Origin of the sequence: Deinococcus roseus, assembly GCF_014646895.1 — a bacterium.
In the GTDB taxonomy this organism is placed as follows: Bacteria; Deinococcota; Deinococci; order Deinococcales; family Deinococcaceae; genus Deinococcus_C; species Deinococcus_C roseus.
In genome coordinates this window covers 23155-45980 of the sequence record NZ_BMOD01000032.1, presented here as the reverse complement: position 1 = coordinate 45980, position 22826 = coordinate 23155, and the positions used below count along the sequence as shown (strand labels likewise).

Sequence of the window (22826 nt, the reverse complement as noted above, 5' to 3'; positions counted from 1 at the left end):
GGCAATGGCAGCCTGGTAGGTCTCAGCAGTGATGTCTTGACCTTCGATGAAAGCGTACCGACTGCCCGAGGAAGGGTGCTTGACCACTTCGACCTTCCAGGAGGTCTTTTGCAGGACCCAGTCTTGAAATTTTTCTCCGTTGTAGCCGTTGTCCACGAAGATGGTCTCTAGCCGGGGACATTTTTCTTTGGCGGCTTCGAGCAGGACTTTTCCCCCATCTCGTTCCTGGGTACTGGCAGCACAGACCATCACATGCAGGATATTTCCTAGCGTGTCACACAGCAAGAAACGCTTGCGGCCTTTGACCTTCTTGCCTGCATCAAAGCCTCTCTCTAGCCCCCTTTTTGAGTGGTTTTCACACTCTGAGAGTCCAGAACAGCGGCACTGGGGTCTTCATTTCGTCCATCCAAGCTGCGATAGGTCCTCACCAGTTTCTGGCTGGCCTTCTCCCACACGCCGGTTTTCTTCCAGAGTCGGAAGTACTCATAGACGGTCTTCCAGTGGGGAAAGTCGTGGGGTAAGGCCCGCCAGGAGGTGCCCTGACAGAGCACGTAGAGCAGAGCATTGACGATTTCTCGTCTGGGAATGCTTGCAGGCCGACCACCGGGTTTGGTGGAGGGAATGAGGGGTTCGAGCAGTGCCCATTCACGGTCAGTGAGGTCACTGGGGTAAGGCTTTCTCGTCACAGACAGCATTTTATCAATTCAATGCTGTTTTGTCATGCTCAGACGGTTTTCGGACGGTCTCTCAGAATGGAATGCAGAAGACCTCAAAATGTTTCAACAGTGGCAGGACTTCAGAAGAAACCGGGCCTCACGTTGGCAAGGTGTCGTGCACCAGCTGGAAAACCAGTTGCAGGTGACCCAGCTTCAGGCGGAGAAAGCCGAAAAGGTGGCAGAACTCTCTGGCCGCATCGGTGCCCTGACCCAGGGCATCGACAACCTTGCGTTGCACCTGATGCAAAATCCATCCCTCGGCGCAGAGCTCGCAGGGCTCTTCAGGGACCTCCAGACCAGTCAACAGGACCTTGAAGAAGCCCGCAGGGTGCCCATCTACCCGGCCTTGAGCCTGCATGAGGACGTCACAGTGCGGGATTTGCAGGACCTGTTGTTTTTGCTCACCGGCACAGCGTCCCAGGGCACCACAGACACCTCAGCCGAGTCAAGCGGCATCACCCGAGAGGTGGAAGTGTCTGAAAGGCAGGACCCCGAAATGGCAGACCCCTCCCTGCCTGCCGCTCCAGACGAGGGGCACACTGCGTCCACCTGGAGCGAACCTGCACCTGAAACCCCGGTGGAGCCCAATCAAAAAGATGAACCTGAACCTGCTCTCCCAGAAATCCCCGAGCAGCAGGTCGACCTGCAACACGCAGCCCTCCCCACCCCATCTTTGCAAGGGGAGGTGCAACGCCTGCTCGAAGCCTTGCTCCCCCAGCCCAGAAGTGAACTCCTTGCCCTGATGCCCAGAACAGCAGCAGACTGGGAGCAGGTGGACACCCACTTCAAACTGCGCACCCTGCTCAGCAAACTCCGGCTGGAACAACCCGATGAAGAAGCCACCGCCGGGCTCACCCGCTGGTACGCATCGTTCCGGCACCGTGACCTGCAGGTGCTGGAGCTCATCGACCCCGACCTGGGAAGTGAAAAAGAACTGGCCTGGCTGGTCCTGGCCGCTTTCCTGCACTCTTTGCACCGCTGGGAGTTGCCTGCAGGGACAGGCCGGTACCGGGTGTACTTCAAGAATCCCCGCACGTGTGAACGCATTGAGCAATTTCTCAAGCACGCCAGCACACCGGTGACGGTCCAGGAGCTCAACCGGGTTCTGATGCTCAGAGAAGACCAGCTGGAAGCGGCCCTCTTGGTGTTGCCTTTTGCGAAGCGGTTGGAGGATGGACGGTTCGTGCACCAGGACCATGTGGCCCCCATCTCGGAGACACCCTCCTTGACCGTAGCTCTGCCTGCCGCACCGATCCGGGACCCCAATTGGGACCTGATTCTGGAGGTGCTGGACCCCCGCTGGAACGTGCTGGCGGAATCCCTGGCCAGTGCAGGTCTCCCTGCCCCCGACGATTGCCATGTGGATTTGCATGACGGGGTGCAGGTGACCGGCAACCAGGCCCTGTTGCTGTGGACCGCACAGAAAGTGGCCGTGGTGGAAAATTCTGAGGTGACCTCTTCCGGCCACCAGACCTTTTCTGTGCAACTTCCAGACCTCGCAGGACACCTGCAAAAGGCCCTGCACGGATGAGCTACCAGTTCGTGGTGACCTCCACCTACTACCAGGCCCTGCAACACCTCGATCACCAGTCCCAGAAAATTGTGGGGCTGAGTGTGCAGGACTTCCAGAAGGACCTGATGCTTTTGAGCAGCAGCAAAAGCGGGGACCGGCTGCACCCCCTCAAACACACCCACACCCCCAATCTGTTCTCGATTTCCTGCAACATGGACCTCAGGGTGATCTTGCTGCGAGACAGCAACACCTTCGTTTACCTGCATGTGGGGCACCATGACGCGGCCTACCAGTGGGCGAAAAACAAGAAGTTCAAACTGGACTTTCAGCAGGGCAAGGTGCAGATGTTCACGGTGCAGGAAAAAGCACCTGACCCTGATGTGATGCAGAAGCCTCACACCCTTCCCGCAGAGGGTCCCAGGCCATTTGAATGGATCGACGACAAAACCCTGCAGGACCTGGGCATCCCGGAGGAACTGTGGCCTTTTGTGCGCAGCCTGCCAGAATCCCGGCTGCCAGAAATCATCGACCACCTGTCTGAAGATGCGGCAGATGCCTTGATTCGCATTCACTCCGGTGAAAAACTGCCGGACCTGAAAACCCTGGTCGGGATGCCCATCAAAGTTGCCGATGGTCAGATTGAAGGGGCACTGGGAAGTGACTTTCAGACCTGGATGGTGTTTTTGCACCCGGCTCAGGAAAGGCTGGCCCGTTCGACCCCATCTTCTTCCATGCGCATCACCGGGGGTCCCGGCACCGGCAAGACCGTGGTGGCCCTGCACTGGGCGGCGTTCCTCGCCCGCGAACACCCCGAGAAGTGTGTCCTGCTGACCTGTTTCAGCAAAACCCTGGCGGAGCGCCTCGAGCAGCAGCTTCCATTCGTGGTCCCCAGAAACGACCCGGCCTTCAAAAACATCGAGGTCATGAACCTGCACAAGGTCGCCCGGGAACTGTACAAGGGGAGTGAAAAAGGGACGGATTCCAGCCTGATCTATCCCCTGCTCGCAGAGGTGTACCACGAGCACGGCAGCACGTTTGATTTTCCTTTTGTGCTCAGCGAATGGCAACAGGTGGTTGAAGCGCAGGGCCTGTGGACCTTTGAAGCCTACCGCGGTGCCAGCCGCACCGGACGGGGCACCCCGCTCGGGGCCATGCAAAGAAAACACCTCTGGAGCCTTTTTGAACGGGTGCTCAAAAAACTCGAGCAGCAGGAAAAAATCAGCCACACGCACCTCTTGACCCGCACCGCAAGGCAGATCGCCGAGACAGGCAAGAGCGTTTATGACTTTGTGATCGCCGATGAAGCCCAGGACCTCGGACCCGCCGAGCTCGAATTCATCCGGGCCCTGGTGAAGAGAGGCCCCTCGGACATCACCCTGGTGGGAGACCCCCAGCAGCGCATCTTCAAAGCGGTGGGCACCTGGCTCTCACACTGCATCGACATCCGCAACAACACCTCAAAACTGAAAGTCAATTACCGCACCACCCGCCAGATCCAGCAGTTTGCCGAGCAGGCCATGGGCATGAGTGGAGAGATCACCCTCTCCAGCCTGCAAGGACCGGAACCCAGGGTGGTGCAGTGCATGGGGGATCAGGACCAGGTGGAGACCATTGCCCACTTTGTGCGGTCCCTGCTCAAAAAAGGCCACCATCCCTCCGATGTGGCGATCCTGGAACGCAACGCCCACCTCGCCATCGCCTCCAGGGTGGCCAGAGAGCTGGGCCTGGAAGTCTTTGACCTCAAGCAGCAGGGGAACGTGCCCAGAAACCGCCTGCCTGCAGGGTCCCTGCACCGGGCCAAGGGACTGGAATTCCGTGCGGTGGTGATCGCCTCCGCGGGAAAAAACCACCTGCCTTTGCCGGTGGCCATGAAAGAAGCCCAGGATGAAGCGGACCGCAACCGCATCCGTGACCTGGAACGTCAACTGCTGTACGTCGGCATCACCCGGGCCAGGGAACAACTCCTGATCACCCACACCGGGCAAGTCTCTCCCTTCCTGTCATTTGCTGTCGCACCCTGAACCTACACTGGAGGAACCATGCCTGAGCGCACCCTGCTGATCCACCGGGACGTCACCGCCCTCGCCGACTTTGTGCGGGAACACCACACCCACTTCCCCACGGTGGTCGCCACCAACCTGCTGTCCATGCGTTTTGTGCGCAAAACCTCCGGGACGGGCCTGCGCACCACCACCCTCAAGCAGCTGTCCCAGCGCATGCTGTCCCGGCAGGGGGTGCGGGTGATGTCCGAATTCGAACGCCGCAAAGTCCTGCAGCAGGTGGTGGAGGGGGTGCACCTGCATTACCTGCCGCTCAGTCGACCCACCTTCCGGCAGCTCATGAGGATCTTCTCGGAACTCATGCACGCCGCCACCCCCGCCGAGAAACCCGAACTCGTGGCCCGCACCGCACGGGAAAAAGATGTGGCCCATTGTTATGCAGCCTACCTCTCTCACCTCACCACCCACAAACTGGCGGACCCTTCTGCAGTGGAATTCTTTGCCCCTGAGCAGGGCAAATACCTGGTGTACGGCTACCCTTACTTCGACCAGGCGCAGGTGGAACTGCTGGGCAAGGTGTGTGAGCCGGGCAGTGTGGTCACCCTGACCAGCGAAGGGCACCGCACCTTCAGCCGGGCCAGAAAAGCCCAGTCTGCCCTGGAAAGTCAGGGCTGGAAGGTGCAGATGGCCCCTGACTCCGTGAGGGAAACGGTGGGCACCCGGGCGGTGGATCACCTGCTGGCCGGGACTGGCCCCGTTCCGGAACACATCACCCACACCCCACTTCCCGGCCCGGAGGCCGAGGTCCGTCACACCCTGGGCCACATCCACCACCTGCTGAAAGGGGGCGTCCCGCCTGAAGATGTGGTGGTGGTGGTGCGGGACCAGGACACCTACCTGCCCCTGATCCGGGAGGCCAGCAGACGCTACCAGTTGCCGATCCTGTGCGGACAGATGCTGCCGCTGATTTACACCCACCCGGCGAAACTGGTGCTGTCCCTGGTCCGGGCCAGCCAGAAAGGGTGGGAGCACCACATGGCCCTGGAGGTCTTGCAGCATCCCCTGAGCCGTTTTGTGGACGAAATCAGCCTGAAGCGCAAAACCCTCTCCCCACCCCCCCAGAAACTCAGCGACTGGAAACTCGGGGGGGAAGCAGGTGTGCTGGAACTGCCCCTGCAGGCAATCGGTGAGGTGTACGGGGCAAGGCTCCGGGAAGCCCTGGGTTTTCTGGGCCTCAGCCGCACGGTGCGCGGCACCCACCAGACGGCCGTGGCGGTCAGTCGGGTGCTGGACATTCTGGAGTCGCTTTCCATGATGGGCAACCTCACCCTGGAAGATTTGCGTCTGGAACTGATTGAGGACTTCATGGACATCGGTGTTCCCACCGTGTACTCCCGGCGGGGGGTGCGGATTGCCAGTCCCCTGGCCCTCAGTGGACGCAAGTACCCCATGTGTTCGTGCTGGGCCTCAGTGACACCCTCTTCCCCCAGCGCCCTTCTGCAGATGTGCTGCTGGACGACCACATCCGGGAACGCTGGGAGCGCTCCGGGGTGGCCCTGGTCCGTCAGGGAGAACGCATGCACACCGAACGGGCCTACCTGCACGCCTGCCTGAACGCGGCAGGCAGCCAGTTGCACCTTTCCCGGCCCCTGTTTGACCTGAAAGGAAAATCCCTGGAAGGCTCACCCCTCAGCCGGATGTTCCAGTCGGCACCGGCCCTCCCCCCACCCCTCCCGGTCACCGAAGTGGAAGCTGGACTCACAGGAGAGGTGGGAGAACACGTGCAAATGCGGGCCAGCCTGGAGCTTTCCCGACAAAAACTGCAGGTCTCCGGTCACCACGGACAGGTGCAGGTGAAGGTGCCCCAGAACCATTTGTGGAGCCCTTCACAACTGGTCAAATTTGGCAGCTGCCGGTTCCACTGGATGGCCGAGAAGGTCTTAAAACTCCTGCCTTTCCCCGAGGTGGAAAAAACCCTGCAGCGCGCCACCGAAGGGACCTTCTACCACAAGGTGCTGGAAGAACTGCTGCGGCCCCACCTGGGCATCCGACCCAACCCCAGAACCCTGCTGCTTGAACTGCCAGGAGCCTTCGAGCGGGCCGAAAACGTGCTGCTGGAAAATGGCGAGTTGCCTCCCCTCCCCCACTGGCCTTTCCAGCACCATGAGTTGCTGGAGAACCTGAAGAACTTCGTGAAAAGCCATTACTTCATGCTGCAAGGCACCCTCCCCCAGCAACTCGAAGTTCCCATTGAGCACACCCTGCAGCTGAAAAACGGGCCTTTTTCCTACCGGGGCATCGTGGACCGCATCGAACAGACCAAACACGGCACCACCGTGATCGATTACAAGAGCCGCAATTACATCAGTGAGCTGCGCAGACCGGACGGCAGCAAACTGGAACTGCAACTCCCCCTGTACCTGATGGCCGTGGGTGGCCAATTGGGACGCTACCTGAGCATCCTGAACCGCGAAAAACACCTGCTCAGAACGGTGGGACCCGCCCACACCGACAAAGGTTACGTGTGGGAAGACCACAAAAAAGAAGTGATGGATTTTCTGGAGGACACGGTGGAACAGCTCTCCCAGGGGAATTTTCAACCCACGCCCAGCGAGTCGGCCTGCAAGTACTGCGATTACGGATCCCTGTGCCGGGTCAGGGCAGGTCAGGCATGACCAACCTCACCCCCAGACAGCGCATGGCTGTCACTGCGCCCGGCAACGTGGTGATTCAGGCCGGGGCCGGCTCTGGCAAGACCCACGTGCTCGCCGAGCGCATCATTCACCTGCTTGAGCAGGGACTCAAACCCCGTGAACTGTGCGCGGTGACTTTCACCGAAGCTGCGGCCAGTGAACTGCGCAGCCGGGTGGAAACCTACCTGGAAAGAAAACTCCCCGAGAACGAAGGGTACTGGGGGGAGGTGCTTGACGATTTTCCGGAAGCGCAGATCTCCACCATTCACAGCCTGTGTGGCCGGATTGCCCGGGAGCACCCGCTGGAAAGCGACGCCAGTTTCAACATGCAGGTGCTGGAAGAGGGTGCGTTTCAGGCCTGGCTGGATGAGGTGTTCCCGGAAATCCTCACGGTGCTGCCCAGGGCCATTCACCGGGATCTGCCTTACTCCCTGCTTTCCCAGGCCCTGCGCCTCCTGCTGGGCGACCCCCTGACCGCAGAGCTTGCCCTGGGCAAGGTGGAGACCGTCACCCCGGAAGAAATTGAAAAGCTGCATGTGAAACGGCTTCAGGACCTGTGGGAAACCCACCTGGAATACCGACTGGGCCGACTGGAATTGCTGAGGTCGGCCAGCTGCAAGGACCTCACAGATCCCCTATACCCGATGTACAGCCTGCTGCTGGAAGGGCTGGGGGAGCAGGACGCGGTGGGTTTCAGTGAACGGTTCTTCAACCTGCCTTACTCCAAAAACTCGGGGAAATCCCCCAACTGGACCGGGAGCGGCAAAGTGCTGGTGCAGGACACGGTGGCCTGGCTGAAAGACACCTTTGAAGGGGCCAGACTCCGCCCGGAGGAACAGTGGCACCACCAGGCCCTGTACCAGCTGAAAACCGCTTACCGCCTGACCCTGAAAAAACGCTATGCCCTGTCGGTGCGGGACAACGTGATGGGCTTTGCAGACCTCGAGTACCACGCCCGCCAGGCCACACTCCACCCCCATGTGCAGCGCTACTACCAGGACCGCTGGAAGGTCATGCTGATCGACGAGTTCCAGGACACCAGTCCAGCCCAGTGGGCCATCCTGGGAAGCCTGCTGGGGGACCTCATCCTGTACACCGTGGTGGGCGACGAAAAACAGTCGATTTACGGCTTCAGGGGATCGGATGTGGGCCTGATCCAGCGCCTCTCCGAGAAAACCCGCAGCGTGGGAAGCGTGGTGGACCTCGACACCAGTTTCCGCACCCACCATCAACTGGTGGAGGTGGTGAACCAGGTCTTCAAGGTGCTGTTCTCAGACCAGACCCACCAGAGCAGCGTTCCCATGAGGCCACTTAAAGCCGCCCGGACCCAGAAACCGCAGGACACTCAGGCCAGTGTGGAGGTGCACGTGCTCGCCGGGGAACGCATCGGGAACCTCCGGGACGCAGAAGGACGGCTGATGGTCCTCAGGATTCAGGACCTGATCCGCAGCCAGATGCAGGTTTTTGACCGCACACAGCAAACCCACCGGCCGGTCAGGTACGAAGACATTGCCGTGCTGTACCGGGCCAAAACCAGCCTGGACACCTACCTGAAGTCCTTCAAGAAAGCGGGCATTCCTCACGTGGTGGAATCCGGCATGGGCCTCTTTGACCGTCCGGAGGTGCAAGACCAGATCACCTTCCTGCAATTTCTCGCCAATCCCTTTGATGACCTGTCCCTGGCTGCGGTGCTGCGGGGTCCCTGTTTCATGCTCAGTGACCCGGAACTTTACACCCTCTCCCGCAGCATGCAAGAAAGCCTGTGGCACTCCCTGCAAGCAGACCCGGCATTCCGGCACATCGTCACGGTGCTGCAAGAGGTGCTCTCCGAGCGCAAAGACGGAAGCCCGGTGGAAGTGCTGGAGGTGCTGCACGAAAAAACCCGTTATCCCCTGGTGCTCTCCTGCCTGCCTGAAGCCGAAAGAAGGCTGCTCAATGTCTCCCGTTTCAAAGAGGTTCTGCGGGACCTTTACCGGCAGGGCCACACCGACGTGTTCAGCGCCACAGAGCGCCTGAAAAGCATGGCTGAAGCAGGAATTGAGGTGTCTGAAGCCCTTCCACCCTCCCTGAACGCCGTGCGCTTCATGACCATCCACAAATCCAAAGGGCTGGAATTTCCCATTGTGATCCTGCTGGACAGCCTGCACACCGGCCCCAACTTCAAAGACGACGTGCTGATCGACAGTGACCTGGGGGTGGCCCTCCGGCACCCGGATGACACCCTGGACCTTCCAGAAAAGTATGTGAAGTTGCATGAAGAGCGGGTGCGCCGCAGCATCCTGGAAGAGATCCGGGTGAAATATGTGGCTTTCACCCGGGCGGCAGACCTGCTGATTCTGGGGATGCCCCTGACCAGAAAACAGGAATGGCCGTATTTTCAGCTGATGAAGGCCCTGTCCGGCACCGACCATGAGGTGTACAGTTGCGAAGCCCACCAGATTCCTTCCCTGGACCCCATTGCCCCCCTGCAGGTCTGGTCCGGTGGAGCCACAGAAACGGCCAGTGGTCCCCTTCCTTTCCTGCTTCCTGAAAGCCTGCCAGTCACCTCGGTGGGGGTGTACCTCAAATGCCCCAGGTCCTTTGAATACCAGCACCTGCAGGGCATTTCCGGGGTGAATTTGCAGTGGAAAACCAGAAGTGAAGGCCCACGCATCCTGAGGGGCAAAAACATCGGTGGACTGGTGCACACCGCCCTGGAAAACGGCTGGATCACCCTGGAGAAGTTGCAGCAGCACTTCACCGGAGAGCACCCCGCAGTGATCCATGAAGTGTTCCGCCTGGTCTCCAGCTTGCAAGACGAGGAATTTGAGACCCTCAAGGGGCTCAGCTTCACCCGGGAACAGGCTTACAGCATCACCTACGGGGACATGACCTTCGAGGGGGTGGTGGACGCTTTCACTGACGACTGGATCATCGACTACAAGACCGACTCGTTCATGGAACCTTTCCACCACCTGCCCCAGATGGCCCTGTACAGCCACCACCTGAAGATCCCGAAGGCCAGTCTGGTGTACCTCCGGCACAACACCCTGCACACGTTTGAAGCAAGGGATCTGCAACAGGGCCTGCAACACATTGACCTGATGCTTTCCAACCTGCGCTCAGGGAAACTGGAAGCGAGTCCGAGCCTCTTCAATTGTCGTTTCTGTCCGCACGTGACCCACTGCACGGACGCTGTGACCCTGGACAGCGATTCAGAAGTGTCATAGCGGGAAAAGAACTGATGAAAAACCGCTTGCCGAATCCAGATTGACCCTCAAGCAGACACCATTCAAATGAACCGGCGGACCACAAAACAGCGCTGACCGACTGCCTCATCCCCGAAGACCTGACCCCTTAAATCTTCAGAGCTGGACTTTACTGAGCTTCATGGATGGACGGTCTCCAGCCCTTCGCCACAGGTGTCTGGTGCCCGATCACCTGGAGCCGGCTGACCCCACCATCCCCATGGAATAGAGGGGGCCAGGGACAACACACCAGGCCATCATTGAAGAAACGCCTGGGTGGACATGGTTTTGTCCAGTCAATTTTGAAGGCGGGCATTCATTTCCAGCACCCAATCGCTGCCACTGGACGGCAAAAACACCTGATCGGTCTTCTGCTGGCTTTCCAGCAGTTGCTTGATGTCGAGCATGATGGGGTGACCCGACTCGATGCTGTAAAGGCGGGTGTTTTTGTCATAAACAATCTGAAACAGCCCCACATTTTCGGAAAGCTGGTGTTTGATCTGGTGAAAGTAATTCCGTGCCTTCTGTGGCTCAAGGTCCTGGAACACATGGCTGATGATGTTCTGCAAGGAAACTTTGCCATGCAGCAACAAGTACACCACCACTTCCATCGCCTTGCTCAGGGGCAACCGCACGTCCTCTCCATTGAACAAAATGCGCTCCTGCTCGAGGGTCAGAACCTGCACCTGGTTTTCATCGAGTGTGGGAATGAGGCCCGGATACCGGGTGTCCAGGTCTTTGCGGACCTCCGGCAAGAACACCCAGTCTTCAAAGCATTTGTGGGCACAGTCCTGTTCGGTGATGAATGTGGCAAGATCATCGACTCCATTGCTGAAGTTCGCAGGGGAGTGACGCAAAAGCATCCTGCAACGGTACATCAGGACCCGCATGATTTCCAGGTCGTCTCCGTACTCCCGCACGAAGTTCAGGGCTTGATCCACCAGGGCTGTGGCCTCTTCCTGGGTGAAGCGATCATCCATGTAACTCCGGTGCACATCCACAAAACTGCCATGCAAATCTGCACCGATGTGTAGTTGCATTCGTTTGAACATCCGTCTGGCTTTGTGATGCAGGCCAAGCCTTTGAAAAACCAGGAACAGGTACTCCTGGTTCATGTGGATGAAGTCGTGCATCACGGCTTTCTGAGCAAACAGCAGCGCCTGTTCAAAATACGGCTGGGCTTCAGCCAGACGACCCAGGCACAGATGGGTGCGGGCAATGGACATGTGGGACACCACCAGAATCTTGGTGTTGGTGGTGTTTTGAATCACCAGTTGCGCATCCTCGATCACCCCCTGAAGCACCATGTGATCCAGAGCCAGCACAATGCGGGTCATTTTGATGTGCCACAGGTAGGGGGTCTGACAAATCTCGTCCGCCCGGCCCAAATAATACAGCGCCTGTTCGACCCTTCCCGAGGTGGCGAGCAATCCACTGCAGGTCACCAGCACTTCTGGTGCGTAAAAATTAAACTCAGGAGCCGTCTGGATCACCCTCCAGGCTTTCTCCGCTTCCAGAACAGCATCATGGATGTTGTTGTGCAGGGCATGCACCACCGAAACATTCCGGTGCCAGATGGCCCTGTTCAGACGGTCCAGTTGTTCCACCTGCACCATTGCCATTTCCGCCTGCATCTGTTCGGGTTTGCCAATCAGGAGGTACAGGCGCACCAGGTCAATGCTGGCCCTTGCCTCTCCCATTGCCAGTGCCCTCAGGGCATGCTCAAGGGCCCTTTCCCGGTCCGCAAGTGCCAGACAGCACATCCCCATCCAGCGCTCATCGCCTGAAGTCGGGCGCTCCAGTGTGGCATACAGGGACTGTCCCAGAGCCACTTCATGCATGAGAAAGCACAATTGCAGGTCGCATTCTGGAATGTATTCCGCAGACATGCCCTGTGCTTTGCTTCGGAGGTTCAAGATCTCTTGATCAATGGGATTCATCGCTGTTCCTTTGCAATCTTTCTTGATCAGCAGCAAGGTTTAACCCTCCACCGCAATCCAGTTGTTCTCAGGATAAATCAGAGGTGCTGCAACATCAGAAAGATGTTTCAGCAAGCAGCACGCCTGTTGTGCTTCAAGTTGCCTGACCGTTGCATTTGCTCAAGGAGAAACCTGTGATGGCACTTGCCACACAGGGCTGCAGCATCTGTATCACTCCTCAACAGGTCCATGACACCACGGGAAGGACCAAAGCAAAGCCGCATGGCAGAGACCCCGGAGGTCACCCCGGCAAGAAAGCCTGCTGCAACAATTTCTGGAACAGCATGCCATCCGTTTTGGGTTTCCTCAGGCAGCCTGACCGAACTACAAGTCACAGATCTCATGGGTTTACTGCGTTTATCAGTGAAACAGGAGTGGTATACCCCCGAAAAAGTGGTCCAGTAGAAAATCGAGTGTTCGGCCTTCACCATAGGAGGAGAACATGAAAAAGTCCCGCTTCTTGCCCTGACTACGCACCTCGGGGACGGCCCCGTCGGTGCTGGGCGCTTCACCGAACAACAGATCCTGGACATCCTGCAAGAAGCCTAAAAGGGTGAGAGCCCTGTGGCTGAGCTGTGCCGCCAGCACAGCATCCACCAGGCTACCTTCTACAGCTGGAAGCAGAAATACACGGGCACCACCACTCCAGACCAGAAGCGCCTCAAGGAGTTGGAGAAGGAGAACGAAAAGCTGCTGAAGATGGTCGGAAAGCTGCAAATGGAAAATGCTGCCATGAAGACAGTGATCCGAAAAAAGTATTAAACCCGTCCCAGAAGCGAGAAGCAGCCAAAGATCTTCCGGAGGGTGGGGTCAGTGAGCGGCAAGCCAGCAGCCTGTTGCAGACCAGTCGCAGTGTGCTGAGATACCGCCAGAAATGTCATGTTGAGCGGCAAAGCCAACTGGTCAGGAAACTCCGGCAAGTCACCCTGGAGCACCCACAATATGGCTACCGCAAAGCCCATGCTGTGCTGGCGAGAGAGGGCTTGAAGGTCAATGCCAAGACAGTTCACCGACTGTGGAAGCTTCACCACCTGCAGCAAAAACCCCGCAGGCATCACCGGAAAGTCCGTTCTGGAGCCAGCCTGCCTGAGAAAGCGAACAAGGTAAACGAGGTGTGGGCACTGGATTTTGTCTTTGACCAGACGGTAGGCGGGCAAGCTCTGAAGTTCCTGAGGTTGACCGATGAGTACAGCAAAATGCTACTCTCCACCCATGTCAGCACCCGTTTTCGAGCGCAGCAGGTCATCCAGGTGTTAAATCAGGCTTTTGCTGAGCATGGACTGCCCCAGAAGCTCCGCTCAGACAATGGCAGTGAGTTCATGGCCCGTGACCTGGGGGTGTTTCTAGGCCTCAAGAGGGTTACGCCCGTAAGGATCGAACCTGGAAAACCCTGGCAAAATGGCTTCATTGAGAGCCTCAAAAGCCGTTTCAGAGAGGAGTTCTTGAATCAGCATGTCTTTCGTACCGTCAAGGAAGCTCAAGTGCTCAGCGTGTCCTACCGGCAGTATTCAACGCTGCGCGGATCCATTCCTCGTTGGGGTACCTCACGCCCTGTGAGTTTGTGCAGCGCACCCAGGCTGCTGGAGTAAATTGAACCTGGCCTCCATTCGATTTTCTCCTGGTACAGCCCACTGGGGCTCCTCAGTTTGAAGAGAGCCTGTACGGATTTTTGATCCCACTGGCTTACTCAGGCGACGCTGGCCAAAACACGCCCCAGTGAGGAAATCCGCGTTTCTGCACGGGGTCTTCCGGCCAGATGATCCGCAACTCTAAGTAAATTTAAAGATCAAATGCAGGATGAATGCACGGGCAAGGCACACCTCGCAGGCAGTGACGGCCTGTCATGCTGGAAAATGAAGTCCACTTGAATAATGCTGCAGTCCTCGCCTGGTGCGTGCTGATGCCCGTGGAGGTCCCTGAAGTTTTGATTGTGGGGTGTCAGAAAGGCCCATCCCTGCCGCACAGCTGGAACAGTCATTGTCCACAGACGAAACCCGTGTGCTCATGACTCCTGATCGGGTTGATGTCCATGCAGAGGTGGATGATGCCTCCGGGTTGCAGGTGGACTTTCACCACAGCTCGTTGCCCTGTGGGGTGTCCCAACTGGTTTCCTCATCCCGGTCATGTTCCGGCCAGTTTTCCAGGATCGAATCCAGGGTGATGGCAGCAGCCCCCATCACCCTGACCAGCAGTCGGTCTCCTACCACCTGGAGTACCACCTGGGTGCCTGCCTCGAGGTGCAGGCTGTGGGAGAGGGTTCTGGGGACCACCAGGCCGATGGCGTTGTCCCACTTTTTGGTTTCGGTTTTGAAGACCGGGTGTTTCATGTGCTTCTCCCTGGCTCTGGTGTGAAACGCCAGAGCGCATGACATTCAAAGAAATCCTGTGGTGCAGAAGGTCTTTCAACGCCTCGTGGCTGCAGGAAAACCCAAAAAGGTGGCGATTGTGGCTTGCATGCGCAAAATGCTGGTGATCCTCAATGCCATGATGAAATCGAATTCCATCTGGGAGCCTGGAATCACTGTGAAGACCTGTTAGCATGTGAGCACCATGTCAGACAAAACCATTGCCCTATGGGTGGGCGGCCAAATGACCGGGATCAAGAAAGGGTTCTGGCTGTCCGTCAAAGTCATTGAGGGCCACCTCCTGAAAGAAGATCACTTACATCAAGTGCTGCAGGTCGAAAGTGAATGGTTTGAGGACGGAAACGAAAAGTACCACAAGTCCCGTGTTGCACAGAGATGGGATGTTGGTGACTTTGTAGTGGTCCGAATCCAATGGCTTCGTAAAGAAACCAAAGAATTGGTGCTGGGTGAAAAGGGAATTGTCATGTTGGAAGGAGATTTCTCTAGACTCCAAGAGGTCCTGGGAGATGGAGAACAGCTGAATTTCATCCTTGCCAGCAGCACCTACCAGTTCAAAGAACGTTGATCCTTTTGGGCTTGACTTTCTTCACAGTTACTTTCAGGTCGAGCAGCCCCTGGATCGGGGACGGGATTTCATGGCCAGGGGCTTTCTCCCCTTTCCACTGGAAGAAAGCCAGCAGGTCCTGTTCCAGCACGTGTTCCTCAACACCTGGCGCGGCAAATTCTGCTCCCAGGGGTGCAGGGTGGCGAGCAGGATCAGCAGATGAGGGCACTTCAAGAGGAATTCACCTGCTGTCAGCAGGTCAGGCATGGGCTGTCGTGCAGGCTCGTACAGGGGGTGCGAAGGTCATCCGTTCACCATGGGCAGGAAACGCAGGAGGACGCGCACCACCTGCCTTCGTCCTTCCTGAGTTTGCAGCATCTCCAGGGGGCGTGTGTCCTCAAAAATCCCCTGGGGACAGTACAGCCACCTCAGGGCCAGGAACACATCCCCGAACACCAGCACGCTGAGGCTCAGCACCCTCAGCTGCCGCTTTTGGGTCCGCGGGTCCTGCGCTTGCCCCAGCACGGTCCACTGCCAGATCGGCAGGTCCTGCTGCAGCTCCTGGTGCACCTCCAGCCACGTTCGGCGCAACCCCTGAAGCGCGTCATTCACCCCGTCCCTCCCCGTCACCAGGGTGTTGGTGCAGGCACAAACTGGCATGCCACACCAGGTCCAGGTGCGCCAGCAGTTCCGGGTCTTCCCCCAGGGGTGGGGGAAGCAGCACCACACTGACCACATCTGAAGTCGACTGGATCCCCCGTGGGGTTGGTGTGGGAAGCAGACGGGCGGTGGTTTGCGCCCGGGGTGCGAGTTCAAGGATTTGTACGGTGAGGCCCTGGGAGAGCAGGTCTTGCAAGAAAGGTTCGAGCAACACCCTGAGAATGGAGGCATCCAGGCGGGCCTCGCAGGTGATGCCCAGCACTTTGCCTCCCAGGTCTGGCATTGACAAATCTGCATTCCATTCACGTTCAGGTCGGGTCATCCCTTCAGCCTGAACCCTGCAGCAACCGCCGGGTCAAGCCCTGATCGAGGGCAGGCTTTGCAAGAAATCAGGGGCTCTCTCTGGGAGGGAAATTTCCCCTCCTCCGGGGTTTGCGGGGTTGCTTTTTTCTTGCGAAATGGAGCCGTTCACCACGCGTGTTCAAGAAAAAAATTCCGCGTTTTGGGATGCACCACAAGGGTTTTCGCCGTCCCAGTTTGCATTGTCCACCCCGCACTTGACCCGGTGGTTACCGCGGGGTGGACAATGAGAATTTGCCTTTCGGCAAACAGGAGATGCACGTGAAAGAAAACCATCCCGTAACAGCACCCCCGACCGTCTCACCCCAGGCAAATTCGAATCCCGCAGGCCCCCAGGAAAAACTGCTTGCCTTGCGTGGCCAGCAGGCCGTGCTGCACGTCATGGGAGGGTGCAGCCCTGAACAGTACCAGCAGACCATCTTGCAGGTGGTGAACGCCCACCGGATTACAGGACACGAGATCTTGCACCTTGAATTCACCCGGTCTGAATTCGGAGTGCAGGTGATCCTCAAATCCCCCCTGGAGGAAATCCCCCCCAGTCAGGTCACCGAGAAAATCCAGGGGAAATTGCAGGAAAACGAAGTGGTGCTGTACACATTGCCGTACAGACACCGGCACGAGTGGGAATGGCTCTCACACCTGCCAGCCGTGCAGGTCCAGGTCGCAGAAAACACACCTGAGGAAAACCCAGCCCTGAAAAAACCCCTTCAAGACGACCGTTTGCAACCCCAGCAAGAAAAACCATGGGTGGGTGGTCGCAACGGGTTGCGGAGCAGGGCCACTGAAGAGTTCGGCAAGTGGGCGGGAAACCGGGTGGGTTTGCTGGTTCGGGATGATCCCGGAGAACACCTGTACTGGGCGGTGTTTGATCACCTTTTGCACCTGGGCTGGCTCACCCCGTTTCAGGTCAACCCCATCCTGGTTGTGCCGGACGGTGACGCATGCCGGCCTGTCGATCTGCGGGGTCACCTGAGCGAAGAAGCGCTGGGGGAATTGCAGCAGAAGCCGCCTGGTGAAGATGAAGTCGTGCTCTGTGTGCTGCCGTACCCTGCCCATACCCAGTGGGGACGCCTGAGTTTCTGTGATGACTTCCTGCTGTTGACGCCCCAGCACATGCAGGATTTCCTGGCACGCCTGTGATGGCACCAGTCCCTGGATGCAACGGCGCAGCTCAACTCACCGGAAAATCAGATTTTTGCAGGCCACCGGCCTGCTTTTCAATCCTCAGGAGACAAAATGAGTGAACCCACTGAAACCAGACTGCACCACTGCATTGGACGGAGCGTGGCTGTAATGGCCACACAATCCATCTCTGTAGAGGAATACCACAAGAGCCTGGACACCCTCACCGCGGCGCTCGTCGCCACCGGGGTTCCGGTGCTGAGCATTCAAATTGAAGTCTACAGCGCTGGCCTGCAATTCACTTTTCCTGAAGTCCTGCCGGCTGAAGTGCAGGAGCAGGTGGCTGGATTTTACCTGCAGGAGGACTTTCCCGTGGAGTCCATCGTGCTTTTTTATCTTGTCCACAACGACCTGGATTGTCACGTCTGGCTGGAGCACCTCTACCCACAATTCCACCTGGGCACCCTGAAGGAAGGTGAAGCACCAGAACACTGGATCATGTTGTGAGCCCTGCAGGAGGGATGTGGATGGAGGATGCCTGGTGAATGGGAGCTCTGACGCCGCTGAGCATGCAGGTGGAAGCCTTTCCTTTGCCTGCCTGCCGCCCTTGCCCTCTGTCTCCGCTGTGTTGCTGGGCTGGATGGAAAAAAACGTGAAAGGGAGGCCAGACTGTGCAGTCTGGCCTCCAGCAATGCGGGTGACATCCCGTTTGACGTGCCCGCTCCTTCTTCCCTGTGTCACGCAAGGGAACTTTGAAAGGGCCACAAAGCGGAAACGGATGGGTGAGGTCTTCCCCATCCCTGTCCCGACCCACGAAAGGTTTGGGGTCTGGGTCCCTTCCAGTGGGGTTTCTGCAGGCTGTGGTGGTCAGTCTGACCGTGGTTGTTTCAAAAAGGAGAGGCGCTGGAGGATGTTTTCGTGTGCCTTTTGCCGCTCTTCCGGGGACATCGGAACAAATTCTGGGTTTTCCCGGGGGAGTTCAGCCAGCCGGGCCAGTTCACGGTGGAGGTCAAAAGGGCGGTCCAGATTCTCCTGTTCTCCTGCTGCTCTGGTGTTGTTGGGGTGGTTTTCATCTGGGTCTGCTGACATGGGCGCCTCCAGTTCACTTAAAGGCAGGCTGGAGAGGGTCCTGGTTTTGCATGACCTGATCTCTCATTCCTGTTCTTTGAGTTGCTCAAGCTGGATTTCGAGGCCCAGCAGTTCCCCCAGCAGAAGGGTCAGGCGGTGCATTTGCCTCCTGCGCACCGTCTCCAGCATTTGCCCCTTTTCCTTTGGGTCCTGGCAGGTCAGGTAAATCTGGATTTCTGGCACAGTGAATGCATTTTTCCGCAGGCGCCTGATGGTGCGAACCCGCTCCACGGTGTCTGGCGGGTAGTGGTGGATTTTGTCCTCCGGGTGCAGTTGCCTGCGGGTGAGCAGGCCGACTTCGGTGTAGTGGCGGATGGTGGCTTGCGGCACCCGTGCCTTGTTGGCCACCTCCTGGATGGTGATCCACAGTGCTTTTTTTCCTGGCATTCGTTCCTCTGGGTTTTTGCAGGTGGGCATGAAAACCCACCTGGATCTCGCTGTGGGAAGGCGGAAGTTCTGTGGCGGTCAGTCGCGGGCTGCTTCCAGCGCTTGCAAGGCCTGGTCTTCGCACTCCACTGGGACGAACACCTCACAGGTGCCGTCCATCACCACCACCAGCAGGGGCAGGGTGCGGCTGCATTCAAGGATGGGTTTCAGGTCCCAGTCGCCAAGCGACAGGTAACCCGGAGGGATTTCCGGATCCAAGTTGGTTCCTCCAGTTGTGGTCCTGGGAGCAGGGTCAGATTTTGTGAAGTCAACTGACCTGCCTGCCATCTGAGGTTATGGGTGAACGGGCCCCCACCTGTAGGGGGCCACGTCCGCCCTCACGGACCGTCTGTGGACGGTCCCTTGTGCATCGATGTGGATGCTTCAATCCCCTGGGTGATCCACATGGGGGATCCTCCAGCCTGTGCAGGCCTCCACACCCTGGGTGGTGGATCCTGCCCCTGCATTATGCCTGATGCTGTTACACCACAGTCAATGGGTGACTCAAAATCAGCTCTTTACTTTCTGCGACGCATTTTCTCAACCATCTCTTCCTTGGATGGTGCTCAAAAAAGGGTGTGGTTGCACCAGTTGATGCACTGCAGGCAGTGCTCTTGCCTCTCTGACAGGAGACACCTGTCTGCCTGCCCCGTGCAGGTCTCTGAAGAGGACCCCACCATGTTGAGAAAAGACATCCTGCAGAAGACTGGCCTCACTCTTGCTGCCCTGCGCCACTACGAAAAGCGGGGCCTGCTCCACCCGCACCGCCATCCCGATGGAAAATTCAACCGTTACGACGAAACCCACATTGAGGTGATCGCACAGATCCTGATGCTGCAACGCCTTGGAATGAGCCTGGAAAAAATCCAGGCGTTTCAGGAGGCCAGTGTGGAAGAACAGCGCTCCAAACTCAGGGAAGCCATCAATGAGGGCTTCTCGCAGGTCAGCAACACCCAGCAGGCCCTGCAAAAAGCCTTCGGGAAGCTTCTCAGCCTGCATGGACTTGCCGAATGAGTTTTTGTCTCCCCTGAGCCTGTGCACCTATTGAACAGGAGGTCTGCCCAACTGGAAGGGCCGATGGCCTGAATCCGAAAGCGGACGTTTCATCAACGTCCGCTTTCTTTGCGCTTCCCGTTCCCGGTCATGCACAGGCGGGCACGCGGCACCACCGTCTGCACAGCCCGCGGTCCTGAGGCACCCTGCACAACCTTCATGCTCCAGCTTCTTTTGGGCCAAGCAGCAGACACTTCAGGGCCCCGCAGGCCTTGTTGTCCTGCTGCAGCCAGGCACCCTGAAAGTCAGCGCTTCAGGGTGACTTCCAGGGTGGAGGTGCCTTCATCTGGAATCACCGCGCGGGCTTTGAGGTCCGGGTAACCCTGCAGTTTGAAGGTGAACTCCTGGATGCCCTCGGGCAGGTTCCTCAGCGTGCAGGGGGTTTTCTCGCACACCTGTTCTTCCCCGACGAAGACCTGCGCGCCGGTGGGACGGCTGGTGATTTTGATGCCAGGTTTGAGCACCAGCGTGAAGTTCAATTCCGCGTTCTGGTCGCCTTGCACGGTGACCTGCTGGGTGAAGTCGCGGTGATCGTTCAGTTTCAGGGTCACGGTGTAGTCTCCGGCGTCCAGGCGGCTGAGTTTCAAGGGGGTTTTGCCTTTCTCTTCCCCGTTGATCCACACCGTTGCCCCCCTCGGGGTGGAGGTGAGGGTCAAAGCGCCACGCTCGCGTTCCAGCAAGACATTCAGGTTTTTCACCTCTCCTGCTCCCAGGTTCAGGGTGGTGGTGAAGGTCTTGAAGTAGGGTTTTGAGACCGTCACCTCCTGCGGCACCCCGGTGAAGATTTGCAGGGTGCCGTCCGGGTTCATGAAGGGCGGCTGTCCCGCAATGCGGATGTTGGCGTCGGTGGGCTCCACATTGACCTGCACGCGGCCGTCCAGGGGGTTCAGGCTTGAAGTGTCAAACACCCGGATCCCCTGGGTGACGCTGAGAAAGAGCGTCTTGCCGTCCCGGGTGAAGGTGGCACCGAGCTTGTCATGGTAATCCGTTTTGGGGCTGGGCACTTCCGTCCAGGTGGTGGTGTCAAAGGAGTTGATTTCTTCGGTGCTGTTGATGGTGTCCCCGAACAGCACATACCTGCCGTTGGGGGAGAACCGCACGAAGTTGGGTCGGAAGATCCCGGGGGTGGGCACCGTGCGTTCCAGGATGCCACCCTGCACCTGCCACACCAGGGCCTGGGATTGGCTGTTCACCCCCACCAGGGTTTTGCTGTCTGGGCTGAAAGACATTTGCAGCAAGGTGGCGTCTTTGGTGGGGATGGGCAGGGTGCCCACCACCTCCCCATGTTCGGGGTTCAGCAACAGCACCTGTCCATGGGTGGCCACCGCCAGGTGTTTTCCGTCCGGGGACAGACTGTAAGCACTGGCCTCGGCGGGGAGTTTCCACAGGGCGACCTGCAAGGTCTGGGTGTCCAGGACCCCCAGGTTGTCGCTGCCCAGTTTGGGATCGAACAGCAAGAAGGCTTTCCTTCCGTCTGGGGTGAGGACAATCTGCTTCCAGAGACTGCTGAGCACTTCCCTGGTGTTCTTGTCGTTGATGGGGATGTCATTCCAGGTGGTGGTGTCCAGCAGGGTCAGGGCCGGGCCGAACGGTGGGGCATCGTTCGCCACATAAAGGATTTTGCCGTCCGGACTGAGGGCCAGTCCGTTGTTGCCGTTGGTGCTGACCTTGAGGGTTTTTTGCACCTTCTGAGCAGTGAGGTCGTACACCACCACGTTCGGTCCAGCAAGGGCGTAAAGCAGGTGGTGGGCTTCGTCGAGCACCACAGATGAAGGCACCCCCCAGCCGTTTCCCTGGATCGGCAGGGTTTGCAGCAAGGGGACCTGCTGGGCCACGGCGTGGCTGAGGGTCAGGGAAATCAGGGGGATCAGATACGGTAAGTTTCTCATGGGTTTCTCCTTGAAAAAGCATTTCCAGGTTTTCCACAGAATACGACATTTATGTCGTGGAGTTGCGCGGGATTGTCCAGAAAGATACGGAGGTGAAAACGCGGCACGAGGTGACAGCAGAACAGCAGGCCTACCTGGCCCTGGTCCGCAAGCGCATCCGCGAAACCCGCAAGCAAACCCGGCTCACCCAGGAAGAAGTGGCCGACAAAATGGACATCTCGGTGCGCATGTACCAGCGTTTCGAAGCTGAAAACCCCAGAGAAGGCTTCAATCCCACCCTGCTGAATTTGCTGGCCTACTGTGAAGCCGTGGGCATCGAAATCACCTGGCTGCTCCGCAAACCTGAAACACCAGACCCTGACACCAGTGTGAAAACGGGTGGCAAACGCTCCTGAAAGAAACCCAATTCGAAAACGGTGGAAACGGAACGGGCACTGGCGTGCCAGACAATCCACTCTGCCAGAACCCCACTGCCCTGTGGTCTGAAGTGTTTTGACCACCAATCTTGATGCAAAAATGAATGCAAAAAACCGGGCAGTCATGGACAGGCTGGGCTTCTAGAGAAGTTCCAACCATGGGACCGAACGCGTTTTCAGCCTGACGGAAGTCATGAACACGCCACGCAACTCGGGCAGCAATGGTTTTTTTGCCCGACAACAGGTCCACTCAGGGCGAAGTGAGGGTCTCTGTTGCCTTGGAGTTTGAGAGGATGTCAGGTACAGCAGATGCAGACGTCAGCATCGGAGCTCACTCCAGGTTTCCTTTACGCAGGCATTTCCCTTGCATTTTCTTGCAATTTTCCCGGAGCCCTGTCCTGACTGTGGTGCCTGCCTCATACTCCCACTTCTGGTCAGAGAAACCCTGTGTCTCACCTTTTCCATAAAGTCCATTCAACTTTTTCGTTTCCAACAGTAAATATCATCTTTCAGGAAAATGTTTGTTCCATTTTTTCCAGCAGAAACCCGTTGGAAAGAATTTTACTTTCAAAGTGATCTACTGATTTTTCTCGTTTGACAAACATTTATTCATTTTATGCATTAAGTGCATCCAGCCGAGCCCCCGATGCTTATTACGTTAAGATCATAATATACATTGAGATTTAACAAATAACACCTCCAAAATCCCGATGAAAAAATTTCAGGTACGCAAC

The 22826-nt window shown here is 57.8% G+C and carries 21 protein-coding genes and 2 pseudogenes; 13 read left to right on the top strand and 10 right to left on the bottom strand.

Going from position 1 to position 22826, the window contains the following annotated elements; genetic code table 11:
- Both IEY52_RS23420 and IEY52_RS23415 read right to left on the bottom strand, forming a co-directional pair.
- On the bottom strand, positions 1-285 hold a 285-nt coding region (locus IEY52_RS23420; protein WP_373289916.1), incomplete at its 3' end, for a transposase.
- Between the two features lie 47 nt (positions 286-332).
- Entirely contained in the window at positions 333-686 is a 354-nt protein-coding gene (locus IEY52_RS23415; protein WP_189007903.1) for an IS5 family transposase, read from the bottom strand.
- A 145-nt stretch (positions 687-831) separates the two neighbouring features.
- On the opposite strand from IEY52_RS23415, the gene IEY52_RS23410 reads away from it, so the two are divergent.
- The 5 genes from IEY52_RS23410 to IEY52_RS23395 are packed head-to-tail and all read left to right on the top strand — an operon-like array spanning position 832 to position 10131.
- Positions 832-2247 carry a hypothetical protein gene (locus tag IEY52_RS23410; RefSeq protein WP_189007900.1) on the top strand — a complete coding sequence of 472 codons (1416 nt, stop codon included), beginning with the start codon at positions 832-834 and terminating at the stop codon, positions 2245-2247.
- Complete coding sequence (locus IEY52_RS23405; protein ID WP_189007897.1) at positions 2244-4250, top strand: 3'-5' exonuclease; 2007 nt, start codon at positions 2244-2246, stop codon at positions 4248-4250. The genes IEY52_RS23410 and IEY52_RS23405 overlap by 4 nt, the downstream gene beginning before the upstream one ends.
- Before the next feature lie 18 nt (positions 4251-4268).
- Complete coding sequence (locus IEY52_RS26835; RefSeq protein WP_229684935.1) at positions 4269-5843, top strand: hypothetical protein; 1575 nt, start codon at positions 4269-4271, stop codon at positions 5841-5843.
- Positions 5807-6904 (top strand): PD-(D/E)XK nuclease family protein, encoded by a 1098-nt coding sequence (locus tag IEY52_RS26830; protein ID WP_308425028.1) that lies wholly within the window; start codon positions 5807-5809, stop codon positions 6902-6904. The genes IEY52_RS26835 and IEY52_RS26830 overlap by 37 nt, the downstream gene beginning before the upstream one ends.
- Positions 6901-10131 (top strand): UvrD-helicase domain-containing protein, encoded by a 3231-nt coding sequence (locus IEY52_RS23395; protein WP_189007890.1) that lies wholly within the window; start codon positions 6901-6903, stop codon positions 10129-10131. Before IEY52_RS26830 ends, IEY52_RS23395 begins: the two co-directional genes overlap by 4 nt.
- A 314-nt stretch (positions 10132-10445) precedes the next feature.
- Here the strand turns inward: IEY52_RS23395 and IEY52_RS23390 are convergent, their stop codons facing one another.
- Positions 10446-11990, bottom strand: a complete 1545-nt coding sequence (locus IEY52_RS23390; protein ID WP_189007887.1) for a tetratricopeptide repeat protein — start codon at positions 11988-11990, stop codon at positions 10446-10448.
- Between the two features lie 702 nt (positions 11991-12692).
- Here IEY52_RS23390 and IEY52_RS27135 point away from each other — a divergent pair.
- Positions 12693-12773: pseudogene (locus tag IEY52_RS27135) on the top strand (transposase); the annotation flags it as partial.
- Positions 12743-13717, top strand: a complete 975-nt coding sequence (locus IEY52_RS23380; RefSeq protein ID WP_229684936.1) for an IS3 family transposase — start codon at positions 12743-12745, stop codon at positions 13715-13717. The pseudogene IEY52_RS27135 and the gene IEY52_RS23380, both read left to right, overlap by 31 nt.
- A 480-nt stretch (positions 13718-14197) precedes the next feature.
- On the opposite strand, the gene IEY52_RS23375 is transcribed toward IEY52_RS23380, so the two are convergent.
- Positions 14198-14455, bottom strand: a complete 258-nt coding sequence (locus IEY52_RS23375; RefSeq protein ID WP_189007881.1) for an AbrB/MazE/SpoVT family DNA-binding domain-containing protein — start codon at positions 14453-14455, stop codon at positions 14198-14200.
- A 43-nt stretch (positions 14456-14498) separates the two neighbouring features.
- Here IEY52_RS23375 and IEY52_RS26820 point away from each other — a divergent pair.
- Positions 14499-14666 (top strand): annotated as a pseudogene (locus IEY52_RS26820) (IS110 family transposase); the annotation flags it as partial.
- Between the two features lie 12 nt (positions 14667-14678).
- Entirely contained in the window at positions 14679-15059 is a 381-nt protein-coding gene (locus IEY52_RS23370; protein WP_189007878.1) for a hypothetical protein, read from the top strand.
- A gap of 282 nt (positions 15060-15341) precedes the next feature.
- On the opposite strand, the gene IEY52_RS23365 is transcribed toward IEY52_RS23370, so the two are convergent.
- Both IEY52_RS23365 and IEY52_RS23360 read right to left on the bottom strand, forming a co-directional pair.
- Positions 15342-15650, bottom strand: coding sequence for an MbcA/ParS/Xre antitoxin family protein (locus IEY52_RS23365; RefSeq protein ID WP_189007875.1), 309 nt, complete (start codon positions 15648-15650; stop codon positions 15342-15344).
- Positions 15643-16020 (bottom strand): hypothetical protein, encoded by a 378-nt coding sequence (locus IEY52_RS23360; protein WP_189007872.1) that lies wholly within the window; start codon positions 16018-16020, stop codon positions 15643-15645. The genes IEY52_RS23365 and IEY52_RS23360 overlap by 8 nt, the downstream gene beginning before the upstream one ends.
- A gap of 299 nt (positions 16021-16319) precedes the next feature.
- On the opposite strand from IEY52_RS23360, the gene IEY52_RS23355 reads away from it, so the two are divergent.
- Both IEY52_RS23355 and IEY52_RS23350 read left to right on the top strand, forming a co-directional pair.
- Positions 16320-17198: a hypothetical protein gene (locus IEY52_RS23355; RefSeq protein WP_189007869.1), complete on the top strand. Its 879-nt coding sequence runs from the start codon at positions 16320-16322 to the stop codon at positions 17196-17198.
- A 96-nt stretch (positions 17199-17294) separates the two neighbouring features.
- The gene (locus tag IEY52_RS23350) at positions 17295-17687 is read left to right on the top strand and encodes a hypothetical protein (protein ID WP_189007866.1); all 393 of its coding nucleotides are present in this window, start codon (positions 17295-17297) and stop codon (positions 17685-17687) included.
- A gap of 360 nt (positions 17688-18047) precedes the next feature.
- Here the strand turns inward: IEY52_RS23350 and IEY52_RS23345 are convergent, their stop codons facing one another.
- From IEY52_RS23345 to IEY52_RS23335, 3 genes are all read right to left on the bottom strand, one after another.
- Entirely contained in the window at positions 18048-18269 is a 222-nt protein-coding gene (locus IEY52_RS23345; protein ID WP_189007862.1) for a hypothetical protein, read from the bottom strand.
- Positions 18270-18332: 63 nt separating this feature from the next.
- Positions 18333-18695 carry a helix-turn-helix domain-containing protein gene (locus IEY52_RS23340; protein WP_189007860.1) on the bottom strand — a complete coding sequence of 121 codons (363 nt, stop codon included), beginning with the start codon at positions 18693-18695 and terminating at the stop codon, positions 18333-18335.
- 78 nt (positions 18696-18773) lie between these two features.
- A complete protein-coding gene (locus tag IEY52_RS23335) occupies positions 18774-18953 on the bottom strand; it encodes a hypothetical protein (RefSeq protein ID WP_189007858.1) in 180 nt (59 codons plus the stop codon).
- A 459-nt stretch (positions 18954-19412) separates the two neighbouring features.
- Here IEY52_RS23335 and IEY52_RS23330 point away from each other — a divergent pair, with 459 nt between their 5' ends.
- On the top strand, positions 19413-19748 hold the full coding sequence (locus IEY52_RS23330) for a MerR family transcriptional regulator (RefSeq protein WP_189007856.1): 336 nt from the start codon (positions 19413-19415) through the stop codon (positions 19746-19748).
- A 284-nt stretch (positions 19749-20032) separates the two neighbouring features.
- Here the strand turns inward: IEY52_RS23330 and IEY52_RS23325 are convergent, their stop codons facing one another.
- Entirely contained in the window at positions 20033-21676 is a 1644-nt protein-coding gene (locus IEY52_RS23325) for a PEGA domain-containing protein (RefSeq protein WP_189007854.1), read from the bottom strand.
- 92 nt (positions 21677-21768) lie between these two features.
- Between IEY52_RS23325 and IEY52_RS23320 the strand changes: the two genes are divergently transcribed.
- Positions 21769-22071: a helix-turn-helix domain-containing protein gene (locus IEY52_RS23320; protein WP_189007852.1), complete on the top strand. Its 303-nt coding sequence runs from the start codon at positions 21769-21771 to the stop codon at positions 22069-22071.
- The last annotated feature ends 755 nt before the right edge of the window (positions 22072-22826 follow it).